This window comes from Haloferula luteola, from assembly GCF_014201715.1.
GTDB lineage: Bacteria > Verrucomicrobiota > Verrucomicrobiia > Verrucomicrobiales > Akkermansiaceae > Haloferula > Haloferula luteola.
In genome coordinates, this window is sequence record NZ_JACHFD010000001.1 from 436798 (window position 1) to 456740 (window position 19943).

At 61.0% G+C, this 19943-nt stretch carries 19 protein-coding genes and 1 pseudogene; 13 read left to right on the forward strand and 7 right to left on the reverse strand.

Annotation, left to right across the window (positions count from 1 at the left end; genetic code table 11):
* Positions 1–12 precede the first annotated feature (12 nt).
* The 3 genes from rpmF (at position 13) to HNR46_RS01880 (ending at position 1859) form a co-directional block, all read left to right on the forward strand.
* Positions 13–195: a 50S ribosomal protein L32 gene (gene rpmF, locus HNR46_RS01870; protein ID WP_184015244.1), complete on the forward strand. Its 183-nt coding sequence runs from the start codon at positions 13–15 to the stop codon at positions 193–195.
* An 88-nt stretch (positions 196–283) separates the two neighbouring features.
* On the forward strand, positions 284–1321 hold the full coding sequence (gene plsX, locus HNR46_RS01875; protein WP_184015246.1) for a phosphate acyltransferase PlsX: 1038 nt from the start codon (positions 284–286) through the stop codon (positions 1319–1321).
* Between the two features lie 43 nt (positions 1322–1364).
* Complete coding sequence (locus HNR46_RS01880) at positions 1365–1859, forward strand: hypothetical protein (RefSeq protein WP_184015248.1); 495 nt, start codon at positions 1365–1367, stop codon at positions 1857–1859.
* On the opposite strand, the gene HNR46_RS01885 is transcribed toward HNR46_RS01880, so the two are convergent.
* The 5 genes and pseudogenes from HNR46_RS01885 to HNR46_RS21140 form a co-directional block, all read right to left on the reverse strand.
* Positions 1853–3067 carry a bifunctional folylpolyglutamate synthase/dihydrofolate synthase gene (locus HNR46_RS01885; RefSeq protein WP_184015249.1) on the reverse strand — a complete coding sequence of 405 codons (1215 nt, stop codon included), beginning with the start codon at positions 3065–3067 and terminating at the stop codon, positions 1853–1855. The genes HNR46_RS01880 and HNR46_RS01885 overlap by 7 nt on opposite strands.
* A gap of 67 nt (positions 3068–3134) precedes the next feature.
* Positions 3135–3962 (reverse strand): acetyl-CoA carboxylase, carboxyltransferase subunit beta, encoded by an 828-nt coding sequence (gene accD, locus HNR46_RS01890; protein WP_184015251.1) that lies wholly within the window; start codon positions 3960–3962, stop codon positions 3135–3137.
* A 57-nt stretch (positions 3963–4019) separates the two neighbouring features.
* Entirely contained in the window at positions 4020–4478 is a 459-nt protein-coding gene (locus HNR46_RS20795) for a ComF family protein (RefSeq protein ID WP_184015253.1), read from the reverse strand.
* Between the two features lie 72 nt (positions 4479–4550).
* A pseudogene (locus HNR46_RS21480) lies at positions 4551–4757 on the reverse strand (double zinc ribbon domain-containing protein); the annotation flags it as partial.
* The gene (locus HNR46_RS21140; RefSeq protein WP_184015255.1) at positions 4750–5808 is read right to left on the reverse strand and encodes a CPBP family glutamic-type intramembrane protease; all 1059 of its coding nucleotides are present in this window, start codon (positions 5806–5808) and stop codon (positions 4750–4752) included. The pseudogene HNR46_RS21480 and the gene HNR46_RS21140, both read right to left, overlap by 8 nt.
* A gap of 98 nt (positions 5809–5906) precedes the next feature.
* Between HNR46_RS21140 and HNR46_RS01905 the strand changes: the two genes are divergently transcribed.
* The 8 genes from HNR46_RS01905 (at position 5907) to HNR46_RS01940 (ending at position 14135) form a co-directional block, all read left to right on the forward strand.
* A complete protein-coding gene (locus HNR46_RS01905; protein ID WP_184015257.1) occupies positions 5907–6179 on the forward strand; it encodes a hypothetical protein in 273 nt (90 codons plus the stop codon).
* Positions 6180–6277: 98 nt separating this feature from the next.
* Positions 6278–7354 (forward strand): M42 family metallopeptidase, encoded by a 1077-nt coding sequence (locus tag HNR46_RS01910; RefSeq protein WP_184015259.1) that lies wholly within the window; start codon positions 6278–6280, stop codon positions 7352–7354.
* Positions 7351–9228 carry a hypothetical protein gene (locus tag HNR46_RS01915; RefSeq protein WP_184015261.1) on the forward strand — a complete coding sequence of 626 codons (1878 nt, stop codon included), beginning with the start codon at positions 7351–7353 and terminating at the stop codon, positions 9226–9228. Before HNR46_RS01910 ends, HNR46_RS01915 begins: the two co-directional genes overlap by 4 nt.
* Before the next feature lie 9 nt (positions 9229–9237).
* On the forward strand, positions 9238–10179 hold the full coding sequence (locus HNR46_RS01920; RefSeq protein ID WP_184015263.1) for an AAA family ATPase: 942 nt from the start codon (positions 9238–9240) through the stop codon (positions 10177–10179).
* Positions 10180–10193: 14 nt separating this feature from the next.
* Positions 10194–11090, forward strand: coding sequence for a helix-turn-helix domain-containing protein (locus HNR46_RS01925; RefSeq protein WP_184015265.1), 897 nt, complete (start codon positions 10194–10196; stop codon positions 11088–11090).
* Between the two features lie 91 nt (positions 11091–11181).
* Positions 11182–11595: a DoxX family membrane protein gene (locus HNR46_RS01930; protein WP_184015267.1), complete on the forward strand. Its 414-nt coding sequence runs from the start codon at positions 11182–11184 to the stop codon at positions 11593–11595.
* Positions 11596–11679: 84 nt separating this feature from the next.
* Positions 11680–12762: an L-dopachrome tautomerase-related protein gene (locus HNR46_RS01935; RefSeq protein ID WP_184015269.1), complete on the forward strand. Its 1083-nt coding sequence runs from the start codon at positions 11680–11682 to the stop codon at positions 12760–12762.
* Between the two features lie 134 nt (positions 12763–12896).
* Positions 12897–14135, forward strand: a complete 1239-nt coding sequence (locus tag HNR46_RS01940) for an MFS transporter (protein WP_184015271.1) — start codon at positions 12897–12899, stop codon at positions 14133–14135.
* A 153-nt stretch (positions 14136–14288) separates the two neighbouring features.
* Here the strand turns inward: HNR46_RS01940 and HNR46_RS01945 are convergent, their stop codons facing one another.
* Positions 14289–16748, reverse strand: coding sequence for a LamG domain-containing protein (locus tag HNR46_RS01945; protein ID WP_184015273.1), 2460 nt, complete (start codon positions 16746–16748; stop codon positions 14289–14291).
* A gap of 771 nt (positions 16749–17519) precedes the next feature.
* Between HNR46_RS01945 and HNR46_RS01950 the strand changes: the two genes are divergently transcribed.
* A complete protein-coding gene (locus HNR46_RS01950; RefSeq protein WP_184015275.1) occupies positions 17520–18389 on the forward strand; it encodes a glycoside hydrolase family 25 protein in 870 nt (289 codons plus the stop codon).
* Positions 18390–18605: 216 nt separating this feature from the next.
* Entirely contained in the window at positions 18606–19391 is a 786-nt protein-coding gene (locus tag HNR46_RS01955) for a hypothetical protein (RefSeq protein WP_184015277.1), read from the forward strand.
* 165 nt (positions 19392–19556) lie between these two features.
* On the opposite strand, the gene HNR46_RS01960 is transcribed toward HNR46_RS01955, so the two are convergent.
* A partial coding sequence (locus HNR46_RS01960) for an IS630 family transposase (protein ID WP_184015279.1) occupies positions 19557–19943 on the reverse strand: 387 nt, incomplete at its 5' end.

Genomic DNA, 19943 nt, shown 5'->3' on the forward strand with positions numbered 1-19943 from the left:
CTTTTTCCCGTCATGGCAGTACCCAAGCGTCGTCAATCCAAGAGCCGTCAGAAAATGCGCCGTGGCGCAAACCGTTGGCGTGCCCCCATCTTCAAGACTTGCCCGGAATGCGATAGCCGCATCCCGTCCCACATTGCCTGCCCGTCCTGCGGTTACTATGCCGGACGCAAGGTGCTTGAGGTGGACGCGTTCTAAAGCGCTCTGCGCTTTGGTGAACCTCTTCCCCTGATCGCCGCTCCGCTCGACGGAGCGGTGATTTCTCGTATCCACGTCTCTCGCACCCATGAAAGTAGCTCTCGACGTCATGGGCGGCGACCGTGCCCCGGAAGTGAATCTTGCCGGTGCCGCCGCCTCCCTCGCCGATTTTCCCTCGCTCCAAAAACTCTTCCTCGTCGGTGACGAGGCAGCCATTCGCTCTGGAGCACCCGCTCACGGCCTTCGGCTCGACGATCCGCGTATCGAGATTGTCCCCTCGACCGAAGTGATCGCCATGTGCGAGGCAGGCGCCACGGCCATTCGACGAAAAAAACAGTCGTCCATCTCCATCGCCATGGATTTGGTCAAATCTGGCCAGGCCGATGCCTTCGTCTCCGCAGGGAACACCGGAGCCTGTGTCGCGGCTGCCCAGATCAAGCTCCGCCTCATTCCAGGAATCGAACGTGCTGGCATCGCCTCTGGCCTGCCCAACGAACACGGCACCTGTCACCTTCTCGACGCTGGCGCCAACCCCGAGGCCAAACCCTCCCACCTTCTCGGCTACGCCATCATGGGCGCTGCCTTCTCCCGCGGCGTGTATGGAGTGAAGAACCCGAAAGTTGGCATCATGTCGAACGGCGAGGAGGACGAAAAAGGCACCCCTTTCACCAAGGAAACCTTCGCCCTCGTCAAAGACTTCGCCGCCACCGGCAAAGCCCCCTTCGAATTCATCGGCAATGTCGAAGGTCACGACCTGTTCGACGAAGAACTTCACGTCTGCCTGTGTGACGGCTTCACCGGCAACATCGTCCTCAAGACCGCCGAAGCCACCGCCAAAGCGATGTCCAAGTGGCTTCGCCAAGCCCTCACCGCCAGCCCCGTCCGCAAGGCAGGAGCCCTGTTGGCCAAAGGTGCCTTCGGCGAGCTCAAACAACGGGCAAGTGCCGAAAGCTACGGCGGCAGCCCGCTACTGGGCGTCAACGGAGTCGTCATCATTGCCCATGGAGGTTCGACCGCCGTCGCGATTCGCAATGCCATCCGAGTGGGCCTGGAGAGCGCCGAACAAAAGGTCAACGATCACATCCGCCAAGCCCTCGCCGCTTTGGACACGGAGTCCGCCGCCTGAGGAAAGGATTGCCGATCGGGGATTTCACGCTCCATTGGTCTGCATGCCAGAGCCGCATATCCCGCCCCGGCTGTTCGAGGACTTCGAAGCGGAACGCATCACCCGCGAACAGCTGCATGCCGCCATGGCGTGGCATGCAGAAACCTTGCTCGTCGAGGTGGAGGAAGCGGTCGACGACCCTGTTGCCACCTGGTGGGAAACCATGCTCGCCAAACGCGCAGCCGCCCGCTTTTGCCATCGCCATGGCGAACGCCGCGTCCGCCACGTACTGCTCGCCCTGTCACGCATCCCCGGCTACCCTCACGCCCGGTTTCTTTGGAATGCCGCCCACCCCGATGTTCCCCTGCATTGTTTTTTCCGCGTGCGCCGGGCACCGCTATTTCGCCCCTTGGAGCTCAAAAATCGCCAAGGCATGCTCCGCATCACCCTCGATCGAGGAGACTCTGATGGCCAGCTCGTCCGCGAGACCTTCCTTTTGGAGCACAGCCCCCAGGGCCTGATCGCCCACCCGGCCCCTGCCGGACCTTCGACTCATTGATCGCTGGCACGATGGTCGAGCTCCTCCAGCCACGCCTTCACGTCGCCGATCAGAAACAATGAGCCCGCAACCAACAGCGGCCCATCAAAATCTTCCAAAGCACTCATCGCGGAGGACAGCGAGGCATGCTCGGTCACTTCCCTGCCGCCAAAGGCTTCAGCCAGAGCGTCCGTGGGTAAGGCGCGAGGGCTGTCCACCGCCACCACGTGAATCACCTCCGCCAGCGGTCCAAGCTCCCGCGCGATCCCCACGAGATCCTTGGCTGCGACCACACTGAAGAGCAGGCCTGCCTGACTTTCTCCAAAGCGCTCCCGCCACGTCTTGGCCAACACGCCAGCCCCCTGCGGATTGTGGGCACCGTCCAGCACCATCGTCTTCCCCTGCCACGACAAAACCTCAAACCGCCCCGGCCAGGAAACCTGCGCCAGAGCGTGAATCAGCACCTCATAGTTCACCCGAAGCCCCGCCGCATGGGCACACTCCACCGCCAACGCGGCGTTCCATGCCTGATGCTCGCCCGGCAACCCGATCGGATAGCCACGCAAGGGAGCTTCGACAAAACTCAAAGGAGATCGACGCTCGTTCGCCTCCATCTCCAACACTCGTCGCGCCTGCGGATCCTGAGGGGCGCTGAAGCAGGGCTTCCCCTCCACCAAAATCCCCGCCTTCTCCCGGGCGATCTCCGCAATCGTCTCTCCGAGCCATTGGGTGTGATCAAGGCCGATGGGCGTGATCGCACACACATCCGCCGGAACCGCCGTCGTCGCATCCAGTCGACCACCCATGCCGGTTTCCAGCACGATCACCTCACACTCCCGCTCCCGGAACCACCGCATCCCAAGAGCCAGGGTGATCTCAAAAAAGGTCGGATGCGGATCCAAGGTTTCACACAGCTCACGCAACTCGGTCAACATCGCCGCACACGCGTCCTCAGGAATCTCCTCTCCACCCACCCGAATCCGTTCACGAAAATCCACCAAATGGGGAGAAGTGAACAAGCCGCAGCGGTGACCTCCCGTACGGGCGATCGCATCAATCATCGCACAGGTACTCCCCTTGCCATTGGTCCCCGCAACATGCACCACCGTCACCCCATGCGCGGGAAACGCGAGGTACTGCTTGAGCAGTTGTCGCGGCCCATCGAGGCCGAGCTTGATGCCAAACAACTGCGTCGAGAACAGCCAGTCGATCGCTTCGGAGTAGGTCATGCAGGTGATGCACGCGAATGAACGCAATCCCGCCGGATGCGCAACCCTCGAAACGCCGCGAGACGGCTCAAGGCATCATATAGGTGAACAAGGTCACCATCTTGTCGCGCATCTGACCCCGCGGCACGATCGCGTCGACCAAACCATGATCGAGCATGAACTCTGCCGTCTGGAAGCCAGGAGGAAGATTCTGGTGAGTGGTCTCCTTCACCACTCGTGGCCCAGCAAAACCAATCATGCACTTCGGCTCCGCCAAATTGATATCGCCGATCGTCGCAAAGCTCGCCGTGACCCCACCGGTCGTCGGATGCGTGAGCACTGAAAGATACGGCAGTCCTGCCTCGCCAAGGCGAGCCAGCGCGCCACAGGTCTTCGCCATCTGCATCAAGGAAAGCATGCCCTCCTGCATGCGGGCGCCCGAAGAAGCCGAAACGATCACCATTCCTCGCTTTTCCTCAATCGCCGTCTCGATCGCCCGAGTGATTTTCTCTCCCACCACCGAACCCATCGAGCCAGCGAAGAACTTGAAATCCATCACCGCGATCATCCCCGGCTTGCCTCCGATCGTGAGGCGCCCGGTCACCACCGCATCTTCCAATCCGGTCGATTCTCTCAGCGCCGCCGTCTTTTCCGGATATCGGTCGAATCCCAAAGGGTTGGCCGAAATCAAATGCTTCTCGGTTTCCTCGAAACTCCCCGAATCCGCCAGCAGCGCAATCCGATCCCGAGACCCCAACAAAAAGTGGTGACCGCAATGATGGCAGGTCTGGTGGTGCTGGCGCAGCTCCAATTGATGAAGCATCGCGGAGCATTCCGGACACTTGGTCCACAGCCCCTCCGGCATTGCGTCCTTGGCCTTGTTCTTCCGAAGCGGCGGTCGATCGAAAATCCCCATGGTCGGTATCTCAGGATGAAAATGTTGCGCGAACCCTCGCGGAGCGCGACGCCCACGCTAGCCACGCATGACGGTGACGACAACCACGTTTTGAACACCTGCAGAAACCAACATCCGCGCGCACTCATCCACGGTGGATCCCGTGGTCAAAACATCATCCACCAGCACCGCACCGGGCCACCCATCAATGGCACCCCTGATTCGAAATGCCCCCCGCAAATTCTGTTGTCGTTCTTTGCGACTCAGGCGCGTCTGCGTGCGCGTGGCACGCACCCGCCGCAGTACGTCCTTCACCGGTAAGCCCAATTCCTTTCCCAGCGGCAATGCGATCTCCTTCGCCTGATTGAATCGACGCCACCCCTTCCTCCGCCAATGCAACGGGACCGGCACCAATGGCCAGCCTTCCTCCCGCACCCGCTCAAGCCGCCGATCCACAAATGCCCGCGCCGCCAACCGCGCCAAATCGCGCCCCAAATCGATCCTCCGATTGTATTTGAACTGGTGAATCCATGCCATGGCCTCTGGCGACCGCCTCACCCCCGATCGAGCGAACTCAAACGAAAATCGTTGGCCCCGACAATTCGGGCAGGCGAAAGCCCCGTCGATCCGACCCTCAAAAGGCTCCGAACACATCCCACAAAACGGCGCCTCAATACTCGGCATCGCCGCTTCACATCCCGCGCAAAGGCCCCTGCCTCCCGCCACCGTCTCGCCACACCCAGCGCAGACGCCCGGGTAAATCCAATCCAACGCCCACTCCCAACCGCGCCGCCACAAGCCCGGGCGCTCAACCATGGCCTGGCCCCTCCGGCTTCCGGGGCGTCCACGCCACCACCAACAAGGCCGTCACCACCGCCAATCCCAGAGGCACCAACCCTTCTACCAAAGTCGTCCCCACCAGCATCCGGGCCCATTCCGGCATCTTCAGCACCGGCCACGTCGCCCCTTTGTACAGCTGATACGCAAAAATCCATCCGGCGTGCAGCCCCACGGGCATCCACAGCGATGCCGTCCGCCACCGCGCCACCGCCAACACCACTCCCACCGCAAAGATCGTCAAAAACCGCCCGATCAATGCCTGAGGCTCCACAAAATGATGCAGAATTTGCCGCAACAACACGAAGCCAGCATCATATGCCTCTGGATCCGGCACCTTGGCCCCGGAGGGAGGGTCCAGGAAATGCACCGCGGCAAACAGCAGCGACAATCCCACGATCGCCCACGCCGGCCGCATCGCGCGCAGAAAAATCCCCAACAACATCCCTCGAAAGAGCCATTCCTCAATCACCGCCACCATGCAGGCCGTGATCAGCGACCGGCGCAGGATGCTGCTCCAGGCAATGTCTGAGACCACCAAATTGGGCACTCCACGCGCCGACACCTCCGCGTCCCGCCAAACGAAGAACCCCGCCTTCGCCAGCACCCACCCTGAAATCAGCAACAGACCCGCCGCGATCAGGAACCCTACCAGAAAATCCAAGGGGCCTCGACGGTTCTTCTCAAGCCGCTGCCCAGGCATCCCCGCGGCCTCTTCCGGCACCGACGTTTGCCACCCACCAGCGGGCGGCTTGCCCCGCCCAAGGCGCAGCCAAGCAATCAGCGGGCCCAATAAAACCAGGGCCGAAAACAGCACCGAACGGTCAAAAAACCGCGGGAAATTGTCCTTTGAACGGCGCGCCGCAGCTCCCAGCCACTCCACCAAACCATTGGTGTCCTTGCCATAAGTCACCTCGGCAATCCCCATGCCACCGTTATAGATAAAGGGCGCCAAGGCCGCCCCAAGAAGAAGCGTCGCCACCACATAGATGACAATCTTGACCACATCACTCTGCGCATACCGGGACACGGGAACGGACGCTAAGCCGCCCCCGCCTCCTGCCAAGTGATAACTTGCCGGGGAAGCGCGCTTGATCTGCCGGCCCGACCCGACCGATGCTCCCGCGCATGGAATCCCACGAGTGGCGCGAACGCACCGACGAAGGCCTCCGTTTCTGGCGCGCCTCCCGTCACGCCGGCCAATGGACCTTCAAGACCACCCTCAAATCCGATCCCGACTGGGAAGATATCGATCCCGTCCCGCGCGAGCTCTGGGAAGAACTGCGCGAGATTCTGTGGCGCAAGTACCAGCGCAAACGTTGCCCATGGAAACTCATCGAGGACATCGACAAATTGTTGGAGTCCGATGGAGACTCCTTCCCTGCCAATCCCTCGCGTTGATTCCCCAGCGCTACGGGGATCTCCCCCCATTTTTCGAAGAAGTCGTTCCCGCCCCATTCCCCGTTGCCCTTGGAAAGCATCGTGCTTGAATGCGCCCCATGACATCCTCGGATCGCGAATTCCTCCACGAACTCCTCGAAACCCCCAGCCCCACCGGGCGTGAAATGCCCGGCCAGCGGGTCTGGGCCAAGCACATCGGCCAGCACGCCGACTCCGTGGAATGCGATGCCTATGGCTCCACTTGGGCGACCCTCCAGGGAACCAGTGACCAAACCGTTGTGCTCACCGCACACGCCGACGAAATCGGCTGGATGATCCGGCACATTCAGGACGATGGATTCCTGCGCCTGGAACGCGTCGGAGGCTCCGATTTCGCCGCTGCTCAGGGCCGTCGCCTGCGCTTCTTCGGCGACAAAGGCGAAGTCCCCGGAATCATCGGCAACACTGCCGTTCACCTCCGCCGCGATGAACTGGGCAAAGAAAAAGCCCCTCAAATCTATGACCTGTGGGTCGATGTGGGCGCATCCTCCGCTGCCGAAGTCGCCGAGATGGGCCTCCGCGTCGGCCATTGGGCCGTCTATACCGACGGACCCGCCGAGCTGGCCAACCAACGCATCATCTCCCGTGCCCTCGATAACCGCATCGGCGGCTACATCATCGCTCAGGCCCTCAAGCGCATCGCCGAGTCAGGCACCAAGCCCGCTTTCACCCTCATCTGCCTGAACACCGTGCAGGAGGAAATCGGTGGCCACGGCGCCATCATGGCCACCTATGCGCTCAAACCCGACGTCTGTGTGTGCCTCGATGTTACCCACGCCACCGACACCCCCGGTATCGACCCCAAACGCTTCGGCCTCGTCAAACTCGGTGGCGGCCCCGCCCTCAGCCACGGCACCGCCAACCATCCCCTGGTGGTCGATCGACTCATCGCCACCGCTGCCCACCGGGACATCCCCGTCCAGCACGAAGCCAGCAGCCGCTACACCGGCACCGATACCGACAAAATCTTCTACCAACGCGGCGGTATCCCCAGCGCCCTCGTTTCCCTTCCCCTGCGCTGCATGCACTCCGTCGTGGAAACCGCCCACCTCGATGACATCGAACGCATCATCGACCTGCTGGCTTCATTTGTTCTCGGCCTCAGCGCGGAAGACAGGTTCCATCAAAGCCTGTGACGCGTGCCCTGCTCTTCCTGCTCCTCACTCTACCCGCCGCCCTAGCGGCCGGGACGCGAGGCCCTGCGGAGAGCGCCCTCGCCTTCCTCCAGAAACTTCAGGAGGAAGGCTCCAAACCAGCCATCGACGCCGCCGAATTGACCGCCCTGTTCCCCGGCACCACCCGGGACCGCAGGGCGGAAATCGAAGGCCAACTGCTCGACCTCGCTTCCCATCTTGAGGGCGCTGAATTGGAGATCCTCGAGTCCCGCACCGACTCTCGCCTCGCGGCAGTTCTGGTCGCCAGCACCTTCGGGCTCAACACCCCTGCCGCTCGCGTTCACGCCATCGGACTCATCCAACAAGAGGGCGAGTGGCGACCCGCTCCCGTGCCCGCCTCCTTTGCCAATCTTGGCATCGACTACTTGCCCGATCTTGCCCAGCCCATGAAGCAACTGGGTGCTTGGATGAAATCCGAAATCCTGCCGCGCACCGCGACCCTGCGCGCTGCGCTCGATCAACGACTGCACCAGGAGATTCTCTCCAGCGAGATCGCCCAACAAACCCCCGATCCGGTCTCACTCGTCGTGGCCTTCCGCGATGCCATCGCCACCCATGACTTGCCGACCCTCCTCGCCTGCCTCGGGGGACTCGAAGATCCCCTTCCGCCGAATTTCGAAGCCACCCTTTCTTTCCTTGGCGAACACCTCGATCGACTCCCCGAGGGCGCTCCCGTCGCCCCCCAGATTTTCATTCCCATCGAGCAGGAAACTCAGGACCAGCACGCCATCCTCACCTTCGCCGAGTTCGACTGCCTAAAAACCCGCCGCGGCTCTGAAGCGCTCCACATTTACACCTTCGATCTTTCCCAGGGCGCATCCGGACGCTGGCACCTCGATGCCTCCCCGGAGATCGTCTTCCCCCGCCGCGCCATCCCCACCCCCGATAACCACGCGCGCTTTCTCCGCGCCCTCCGTCAGGACCTCTCGTCCCAACCCACAGCCACTCCTGCCGAACTGATGCAGCGAACCTTCGCCGCCATCGCCGAAACCCAGCCGACCCCCTACCTCCAACAATTCTCGCTTCCTGAGAACCTGGATGCCGACACCCTAGCAGGTCTCTTTCGCCCGTTCACTCGGGGCGTCACTCTGCACCGCCATCCTATCCTCCTCGAAATCCACGAAATCGGGGATCGCGCCGCGGCCTTGGTGGCCGAAGTCGACCTTGATCATCCCGATTTGGAATCGCGCAACCTCTCCGCCTACCACCTCCGGCACACCTCCGATGGCTGGTTGATCGATCCCGCGCCCCCTCTCGACCCCGCCGAAAACCCCCTGCACGACTGGGTCAAGGAGCGCTCGCAAAACTCCCCGGAGGATTGGCTCAAAGTCCTCGGTCTCGCCCAGCTCCCTCCTGCCGCACAGGCCGGCCCCGTGGAGCTTTCCGAAGCCCGCACCGTCGCCCAAGCCTGGGTGGAAGCTCTCGGACATCGTGACCTTCCCGCGGCCCTGCAGTACGCCACCGCTCCCGCAGGAACGGCTTCAACCCGATCCTTGCTCGACTACCTCGGCACCGAATTCGCCAGCCATTGCGAACTCACCTTGCTCGAAGTCCATCAGGCAGGACCGTGGACCGCGGCCACCGTGCGCCACCAGCCCGCCAGCCCGGACCAGCCCGCCACCTACCTCCTCCATCCCATCGTGCCCGGCCCCGAGGGCCCACGGGTGCTGCCCGAAGCCATCCTTTACTCCGAGGACACTCGCGCCCGCCAGCTGCTCAACGACCTGGCCCGCAAACGCCTCTCCAAAGCCTTCCCCAACACTCCCTCCGGGGACCTCGAGCCCCTTCTTCACCACCATGAAGAACTGGCCCGGACCGATCGCGCCCAGCCCTGATTCCCACTCATGCCCCACCCTGCCCAGGAAACCGCCCTCCAGCTCGAAAGCTCCGTCCACCAGGTCGTCATCGGCCAAAACGATACGGTCCGTCGCATCCTCGCATGCTTCGCCGCCGGCGGACACGCCCTCGTCGAAGACGTTCCCGGCACCGGCAAAACCACCCTCGCCAAAGCCATCGCGCGCTCCATCTCAGGCACCACCTTCAAGCGCGTCCAATTCACCCCGGACCTCCTCCCCACCGATATCCTCGGCGTCTCCATCCTCGACCCGCGCACCCAGGAATTCCGCTTTCGCCCCGGTCCAATCTTCACCGACATTCTCCTCGCCGACGAAATCAACCGCGCTTCCCCGCGCACCCAGTCCGCCCTCCTGGAAGCCATGGCGGAACGCCAAGTCACCACCGACGGTGAACGCCGTACTCTCGACGGAATCTTCTTCGTCATCGCCACCCAAAACCCCGTCGAATTCCGCGGCACCTACCCGCTCCCAGAAGCCCAAATGGACCGTTTCATGATTCGGACCCGCCTCGGCTACGTCTCCCACGAACAGGAAATCGCCATCCTCCAAGGCCAAGTGGAACACCACCCCGTCAACCACCTCGAGCCGGCCATCTCCCGCGAAAACCTCCTGTCACTGGTCGATTCCGTGCGCCGCGTCCGCGTCAGCGATGCCATCCAATCCTACATCGTCGCCCTCGTCTCTGCCACCCGCGAACGCGAGGAAGTCCAGCTCGCCGCCAGCCCACGCGCCTCGCTCGCACTCATGCGCATGGCACAAGCCGTCTCGATTTTCGAGGGCCGCGACTACATCATCCCGGAAACCGTCCGCGACCTCGCGCCCGATGTCATCGCCCACCGGCTCGTCATTGAACCGGAAGCCCGCCTCTCCGGCAGCGATGCCCGCACCCTCGTCGGCACTCTTCTTGCTGAAATCCCCAGTCCCGACTGAGCCACCATGCCCGCATGAACCACCGTCCGGTTCCCGTTTATCCCATCGAAGACTACGATTCCCCTGCCGCCGCTACGGGCATCCACCTCGCGCGGTTCGAGGAAGGCATGCGGCGGCTTACCAACCGTGCCAGCCTTCATCGCCACGAATACTTTGAAGTCTTCTTCCTCGATGGCACTGGGCTCCACCTCAACGATTTTCGCGAGCATCCGATCGCCGGCCCCACCATCATCTTCGTCACTCCCGGACAAGTCCACGCGTGGACCGATTACACCCAGCTCCGAGGCATCATGGTCGCCTTCACCCAGGAGTTCTTCGATGGGCGCTGCCAGCCCCCCAGTGAACTCCTCGAATTCCCCTTTTGGTACCCCGAAGACGGCTCCCCACTCCTCACCATTCCCGATGCGTCCGTTCCGGGATTCCACGGAATCCTCGAAGAACTCATGAACGAGTTCGAACAGCGTGCCCCCGACCACGAAAATGTCATCCGCTGGATGCTTCGAACCCTCTTCGTCCGTGCCGCTCGCATCTTCGGTGATCGCCACCCCGGCACTCCCCCCGAGGCACCCTCCACCCTCGTCAGAAACTTCCGACTCATGCTCGAGTCCCGCTTTCGTGAAGTTCAGAAAGTCTCCGACTACGGCGCCCGCCTCGGGCTTTCTGGCGACCGCCTCAGCGAGCTCACCAAAAAACACACCGGCTATTCTGCCGGTGAACTGATCCGTCAACGCCTGCTGCTCGAATCCCAGCGCCTCCTCGCCCACACCGACCTCACCATGGCCGAGATCGCCTACGACCTCAATTTCCAGGATCCCTCGTACTTCAGCCGCTTTTTCCGCAAACAAACCGGCAGCTCTCCCGGAAACTTCCGCAGTTCCGTACGCGATGGCATGCGCCCCCCCGATGCCTAATGCGCCGGAAAAAGTCCCAACTTTCTGGGATAAACACCCGAGCCCGCCCTAGAGCTTCCTCCGCTCCTCGGCAGAGTGTCGCTTCATCACCATGAAGCTTCCTGACAACGATGCCTCCCTCGCCTACGCCCTCGCCCGTCTCGGCCTCGGCATCAACATCGCTCTCCACGGCCTGACCCGGCTGCCACACCTGCAAAGCTTCGCCGCAGGCCTTCGCGAGCAATTCGCTGCCACCTTCCTCCCCTCTGCTTCCGTCACCATCGCCGCCTACGGCATCGCCATTGCCGAAGCCCTCCTGGGCGTCCTTCTCCTCCTCGGGACCTTTCTCCGCCCGACTCTCATCGCCGGCTCCCTCCTCATGAGCCTGCTCCTTTTCGGCACCTGCCTGATCCAAAACTGGAACGCCGCTGGCATCCAAATGATCTACCTCGCCTTCTACAGTGTCATGCTGGCCACCGCGAAGTTCGATGCCTTTTCCATCGATGCCCTGCGCCGCCGCGCCTAACACCTGCCCTTCCCCCAAAAAACCGCTGGCATTGCCCGCGATCGGGCCGAGTCGTTCGCCATCGCCTTCCTTCTCTCCCCATCCATGAAGTTCATTCTTCCTCTCGCAGCCCTTGCGCTGTCCTGCTGCTCCTTGGCCCACGCCACCGAACTCATCGAGGTCGCCCGCTCGCCCGAGAAAATCTGGAATGGCGTCGCCGTCTCCAGCACAGGCCGCATCTTCGTTTCCTTCCCGTCCCTCCAAGAGGGCCCATCCGATCACGTCGCCGAAATCGGCCGCGATGGGTCCATCACCCCCTATCCCGGTGGCACCTGGAATGATCCGACCCCTGACACTCCGTCCCGCAACCATTTCATCGGCGTCAATGCCGTCGTGACCGATCCCCATCACCACCTCTGGGTCGTCGATCCCGCAGGGCGCTTTGGCTCAAAACCGCTCCCCGGAGAAGCCAAACTCGTCAAAATTGACCTCACCACCAATCAAGTCCGCCGCGTCTATGCCTTTCCCACCGACGTTTTGCCCGAGGGAGGCTTCATCAATGACGTCCGCCTCACCGGCAGCCATGCCATCCTCACCGATTCAGGACTCGGAGCCCTGCTGATCGTCGACCTCGATTCCGGTCGTATCCGCCGCGTCCTCTCCGACGACCCGCGTCTCAAGGCCGACCCTCAACATCGCCTCACCATCAACGGCAAACCCTACCTCAACGCCCAGGGCAAAACCCCGCAGATGCACGTCAACACCCTGGACATCGATCCCGACGGACGGTTTCTCTACTTTCAGCCCAATGGCGGCCCTCGACTCCTTCGGATACCGGTGCCCCTCCTCTGCGACCCCCACACCGACGATGCCACTCTGGCCGCCGCCATCGAAGACCAGGGACCCACTCGCTTCAATGCCGGCATGACCTTTGGTCCTGATGGTTCACTCTACTACAGCGATATCGAAATCAGCGGCATCACCCGCCGCACTCCCGATGGGACCTTCGAAACGATCGTCTCCGATCCCGAACTCATCGCTTGGCCGGACGCCTCCCGGATCGGACCCGATGGCGACCTCTACTTTCCCGCCGCCCAAATCCATCGCCTCCCTGGCAATCAGCCTGACGGGAAATCACGACTCCAGCCCCCGTTCCGACTCTTCAAAGTCGCACTCCCCCGCCCCTGATCCGCGGAATTCTGTCATCACGGGAAAAACACCCGACAAACCGGGAATTGTCCCCGGCTCCGAAGTGGCGGCTCACCCGGGGTCGCCTCTAGTTCCCCGGGCGACGGCACCCACCGCCCGTCCGAGATCTCGACATGACCTCCGCTTCATCCGCCCGCCTCTTCTCCAATCCCGCACTCCTGGCACTCGCCGCCGCCACCTTTGGCATCGGCACCACCGAGTTCGTGATCATGGGTCTGCTTCCAGAAGTCGCAGCTGACCTCCGCGTTTCTATCCCCAAAGCCGGACTCCTCATTTCTGCTTACGCCCTTGGAGTCACCCTCGGCGGCCCACCCATCGCCGCGCTCACCGCCAAGCTTCCTCGCAAAGGCACCCTCATCGCCCTCATGGCGATCTTCATTGCCGGCAACCTTTGGTGCGCCCTCTCCGCCCAATACAACTCCCTCGTCTTCGCGCGGCTCCTCACATCCCTGGCTCACGCCGCCTTCTTTGGCATCGGCTCCGTCACCGCCGCATCCCTGGTTCCAGAAGACAAAAAAAGCCGTGCCATCGGACTCATGATTGGGGGCCTTACCCTCTCCAATGTCCTCGGGGTTCCTCTCGGCACCATGCTCGGTCAACACGCCGGATGGCGCACCACCTTCTGGGCAGTCGCCGGAACGGGAGTCGTCGCGATGTTCGCACTCGCCCGCTGGCTGCCCCGCCAGGAAATCACTCAGGCCCCCAGCTTGCGCCGCGAACTCGGCGCGCTCCGCGAATCCCAGGTCTGGCTTGCTTTGGCCATCAGCGTCTTTTCATCGATCAGCATGTTTGTCCTCTTCACCTACGTCTCGCCTCTCCTGCGGGATGTCTCGGGAGTGGCCCCCCACCACGTCGGCGGGGCCCTGCTGATCTGCGGTGTCGGCATCGTCATCGGAAATGCGGTCGGAGCCTGGCTGGGTGATTGGAAACTGATGCCTTCCCTCGTGGGCGTCTTCCTCGCCCTTATTGCGGTCTTCGCGCTCTTTGCCGGCGTGAGCCACATCGCCTGGGCGGCCGTCGCCGTCCTCTTCCTCTGGGGTCTCGTCCACTTCGCCGTGGGAACCATGACGCAGACTCGCGTCGTCGATGTCGCCCGAGAAGGAGCCAACCTCGCCGCCACCCTCAACATTGGCGCTTTCAATCTAGGCAACGCCATCGGGGCCTGGATGGGCGGAGCGGCCCTCGATCATGGCATGCCGCTCCGCCACATCCCCTGGCTCGCCGCGGCCCCCGCTGCCGGAGCCCTCGCCCTCACCGTCACGGCCATCGCCGTCTCCCGCCGCAACCGCGCCACCTCGACTCTCGCATGCCCGACACCCGAGACCTGCAACTGCAGCGGCTCGGCCCTCTGACCCCATTCCCCCGCCCCATGGCGCTCCTATCCCCCCGCATCGCGTTGGTTGGCTTCGCAAGCATGGGGGCGCCGTGGGGACCCTCTCTCCCCCCATAACGCAACGAAGCCCGACCTCACGGCCGGGCTTCTTCATTTCCCATCTTCCCTCCGCTCAATAACGCAGCCGATAGAAGTGCCCTGAACCGTCCTCAGGCAAATAGGGAGAAACCGCCTCCGATCGGTCGGTCCAGATCTTCAAATCCTCCGATTCCTGCAACGTCCCGCCCGACCACTCCAGCGTGATCACGCCGTCATTCCGAAACAGCATCAAACCCGGAGGCATTCCCGCCGCCCCACTGAAGTGCGCCTGAATTCGCTCCTCAGAAAGGGCCGAATCAAAGATCGCCGCCGATCCAATGCCGCCGCTGAACACCCGCAAAGCCCCCGGATCCACAGCATCAGGGAACACCTGGCCATACTTCCAGCGACCGCGAGATCCGACCGACCAATTCGCATTGTCAATCGCCACCGCGCCCTGCCCGTCCTCGCCCGTCGCGACCCCCACTCCGTTCCGATACAAAGTCCACTCGCCGTCCTTCCAAGTTCCCGCGAGATGCACCCAGGCCTCCCCCGTGAGATCCTCAGTAGGAATCGCAAACGATGCCTTTCCTCCCGTCGCTCCCACCTCATACTGGCCGTTCTCGATCCTCAGGAACACCTCCTTCGCAAAGTTGTCATTCCCTCCGTGACCCACAATCGTCGCCGAAGATTGCAGCTGCTCCGCATCCGGCCGAATCCAGGCTTCCAGGGTGATTTCGCCGCTCAGGTTCAAACCCTCAGGATTGCGCAGCTCGACAAAGGTCGACTCCCCATCGAACCGGCTCGCCACGGCCCCCTCCTCGAAAATCGGCAAATCCGGCCCCGCGATCACCTCCGGAGCCTGAACGTAGAAACCGTCTGCCGACTCCCCTAGAGATCCCAAGTTCTCCTCCACCGACACCGCCGCCTCATCGAGTCGATAATAGACCACCGGGTCGCTCGCCTCGATCAGCGATTCATAGGAAACCTCGCGCGAAGCGTTCATCCCATTGGCATAACGATCCGCCACTTCCCCAGCCGACAGCACCTTGTCATAAAAGGCCACCTCATCCAAATCCCCTGCAAACGCGTTCTCACTGCCATTCGGAAACCCCGCGAGTCCCACCGACAACTGCCCCGGAAGATTCGTGAGATAAGCCCCCGCCGACACGCCCTGACTCGCAGCTTCCACCCCATTGACATACATCACCGCAGTCTGGGTCGCTGAACTGTAGGTCACGGCCAGGTGCTGCCACTCCCCGAGGGTGTAACCACCCGCTCCGCTACCGGAGGTCAGGTTGATCGTCGCTTGGTTTCCATTTCCGTTGTACAACCGCAGATTCCAGCCAAAGCCCCCTCCTTGGTCACTGCCCTCATTTGATGCCCGTTGCCAAATCACCCACCCCGTACGATTCCCGTTAGGTTCGTGATTCTTCACCAGGCACTGAGCATTGCCCAGCCCCTCAGCCAGAGGCTTCACCCATCCTTCCCAGGAAAAACTCTCCGAGTTCAAACCCAACTCGCCCGGAATCACCGTCGGATACCCCCCATCTGCCGAGGAAGCATCAATCATCGCGAACCGCATCGCCGGATTGTCATCTCCCGCCAACGCACCCGGAACCTGATGAGTCACTCCCGGGAAATGCACACCATTTCCAGCCCCTCCAAGCGATCCTCGATTCTCCGCCACCGAGCGCCACGGCGCATACTCATTCATTCGCAGATAGAGCGTCGCTCCATCCTCTGCCACCAAATCGGCATAGGGAACCTCAGGCGTCAGCGTCCAGGCATTGTCAATGTGCGCGTTGATTTGCTGAGAACTCAGAGCCGATGGATAGAACGCCACCTCATCCACACCGCCGATGAACGGGTTGTCACCCGGTGCATCCGCACCATACGCCCCCACACTCAACGGCCCCTCACTGTTGGGAACATAGGCCCCCGTCTGACTCCCCACCAGAACCCCATCGACATAGAGATTCGCTGTGGAAGTGCTCCCATCCCAAACCATCGCCACGTGGCTCCACCAACCCACCGTATAACTCCCTCCCGTGATGTCGATCGACACCGAACCTCCATTTTCGGCATACATCCGAAAATTCCAGCCTTCTCCCGGAGCCCGCTGGAAAAACACCCACCCTTGACGATTCCCCGCCGACCGGCGGTTGAACAACGGCGATTGGGCATTCGACAAGCCCGTCTCGTCCGGGCGCAACCAAGCCTCAATCGTGAAGGACTCCGACGCCGCCGGATTCAATGCCGCTTGGTAAGGAATCGACGTGTAGGCACCTCCAGCATAGTAAACCGATGGATTCGCACTCGCATCCAAAGCCCCGAGATCGCGATACTCCACCCCATGGTGAACACCATTCAGCGTGGCACCGAGGCTGCCTTCATTCACCGCCACACTCTCCGGGGTCGCACCGCCGAGAGGCAGGTAAACCAGAGGTTGATCCGCCATTACCGCATCTGAATAAGACTCCGCCTGCGCCGAAACCGCCGCCGCTGCGAGCACCATCAGACTCCACGTCCATTGTCTATCTCCGTTGATCATGATTCGATTGGGTTGATTGATGAATCCACCGATGGCAGGCACATTCACCCTGCCCGCCCATCATGAGTTCGGACCTTATGCCACCTGCCTAACCCAAGAATACTCCTGCACTGGCACGACATTGTCACCAATCCTCCCCAAACCTTTCATAAGAACACCGCAGCAGCCAAACTGACCCAGTGCCCTCATTCGAGACCATCCTCCCCAGCCTCAGAGTCAGTGGGAAAGAAGGGCATCGATCTCAACGATCCCCCTGAGCCGGTCGCCCCCCTTGGCGAAATCAAAAAACGGAACACCCCCAGCTCCGCCGCAGGCAACCCCTTCATTCCCTCGTCCAGCCACCTTTCGCACTCCCCCCAGCACGCACCGGACGTTGGACCTGTCCCTGGCCTTGCGGTTCGATCAATTGCGGCCACTCGCATGAATCCCGATGACCTCAATCCAGAAATCGAGAGCTTTCTCGAACCTACAATAGATCCACCAACTCTTCGGGGCGAATGCCCATGCTGAACTCACGACAGCCAGAGCCCCACTTGCAGGGTAAAACAAGCAGGACTCCGCCCCTTATCAACGCGGAGGGCCTCCTTTTCGGCCACAAATATTTTCGTTGCTTGAAGTCCCCATAGCCCACGAATCTCACCTTAACTATTCCCACAAAGATTCACGCACCGCCGAACAAATTCAATATATCCTTGCACGTTTCCGCAAAACACCCTATTCGACATCAAGCTATCCATCCTGTAATTCGCACCATCCATCCCCTCACTAACGATGACCCGCGATACTGAAGACAACCTGTCATTTCCCACCTTTATCGGCAAACGACTTGACCCCGAATCCTCTCAGGTAGCAACCGATGTGATTCCCGATACGATTCCTCTCCAACCAAGATTCGACCCGGCTGGCATCGGAGGTGACCGATATCTCCCCACCGATCCAACATCTCCCCTTTCGGTTCCTTCGGAACCTGACGGTGACCCATTCAACGAACCTTGGACAGACTCCCGAACCTCCATAGTAATCGACGCATATCAGGGCAACGGGATTGACTGGTCTCAACTCCTCAAGGATCCGAGAGTGGCAGGAGTCATCCACCGCGCCACCATTGGCACTCAACAAGACAAAAAATATTCCGACCGACGGGCAGCTGCCCAAAAATTCGGATTGCTTTGGGGGAGCTACCATCTGGGTAAGAGTGGAGATCCTTTGGCCCAGGCAAGGGAATACCTCGACATTACGAGTGGCGAAAAGAACACCATGTTTGCTCTCGACCTAGAGGATACGGGCCATCACTCCATGATGAACGTCGATGGGGCAAAACGTTTCGTGAAATTCTTTTACGACCAAAAAGGATTCTTACCGGTGATCTACGCCAATCAAAACGTCACTCGCCACCTCAATCAGTCACTCGCTGGCGATGCTCATTTCAGCCAAACGCGCCTATGGTATGCACGATTCAAACGCAAGGTCTCCGATTTCCCCAAGGGACTTTGGACGACTTATTTTCTCTGGCAGTTCTCCAGTGAAATCAATTGCCAACAAACAGGCCAATGCCTTTATAACGTACCAGGAACACGTTTTGACATGGACGTAAATGTCTATTTCGGCACACCGAAAGAACTTGCCAAGCACTGGGCTTAAAACATCCCGCCACCTTGGCCTGACAGCCCATCATTTCCAGACTCTTTGGCATGGATACAGTTCGAAAAGCACCTTCATCCGAGCCATTCACCCACCACTCGACTGCGGCCGGGGCATTCTGGTGGACCTATGCGAATCGATCGTCAACCCCGGCTATCCATGCCGAAGCACCTTCGTCATCCATTGCCTCAACCCAATCCTCAACCGATATCAGCCATGAAACCCTTCCCACTAGTGCTCTGCGTCTCCGCGTTCTCCGTCGTCCTGCTTACCTCCTCCACCTGCACGCCGAAGATGACCGTGGGCCTTCCATACGCCAAGACAGACGGTCGCCAGTACCTCAATACGGGGCTGCACGACTTCGGCTCGTTTTATGTCTGGGATCGAGGTGCGAAAACGCTGACGAGACTGGAAATTCTCGATGACGGTCTGCAAGCATCGCCCATAGAGGCCTCCGTGGTGAAGCAATCCCTGTCCTCTGGTTTCGACATCTCGTTTTCAGGCAACGTTCCTGCCTCAGCGGTCGATAACAGCCAGTTCATCGCAGCGGCGGCAAGCACGGTAAGGCGGGACTCCTCCATCACCTTGCTGAATGCGAAGACCAAGAGATTCAAGAGGGGCTTCGGAGTATTGAATAGCTCGGAAACCTATGAGTTCCGATCCCGAATCGCGGAGCAATTTGGGCACGATCCGAAACGCTATCGTTTCGTATTTATCGAAGGGCAAATTGAGGCAGACGATGCCACCTTCAAGATCACCAAATCGTCCGATAGCAGTGTCACCGTTAGTGAGCCATCCGTGGGCTCCGTCAAATTGAAGGTGCTGACCTCCGGAATCAACGAAGAGAGTTACAAAGGAAAAAACGTTCCCGTGCTGCTTGAAGTTTCGCTGCTCAAACTGACTCGTTCGCCCTCGACTGAGGGAAGCGGAGCCGGATATCGGTTCGCCGCCGATACCGAAAACACCAATCAGGTGCTCACCCAACTGCTTCGCGGAAACTAAAACAACCCGCTCGGAACTTTCCCGACCCCTTCCCTCGAGCGCTGGAACCACGGGGCCGCTGGAAATGCCCGGCAGACAGATCTTTCGTAAGCGCTCCACGATCTCCATCTTCCCGTCATCGGTGGTGGCGAGCATCGTTAGACCGATTGCCAAAAGTTCTTTCCGCTATGGGGAGTGGGTGCGGCAGACCGAACGCATGAGATCCGGGCGCTTGAGCAGATCCCGGATGGACTCGGTGAGCTTCTCGCGAAGAGCCTCGCGGCTCTTGGTCAGAAAGCCTGCGAGGTAGTGCCCCTTAAGATGCTGCCAGAGTCGTTCGATCGGATTGAAGTCAGGACTGTAGGAGGGTAAATAGATCGGTTCGATGTGGTGCCAGCGCAGCCGCTTGGTCTTGTGCCATCCGGCGTTGTCGAGCACTAGCAGGACGCGCTTGCCTCGACGTTGCGGTACCTCCTCGGCCATGGTGTTGAGGAATGCTTGGAAGACCTCCGTGTCGCAGTGGGAAACGATCAGGCTGACCAGTTCCCCGGTGGATGGATTGACCGCGCCGAC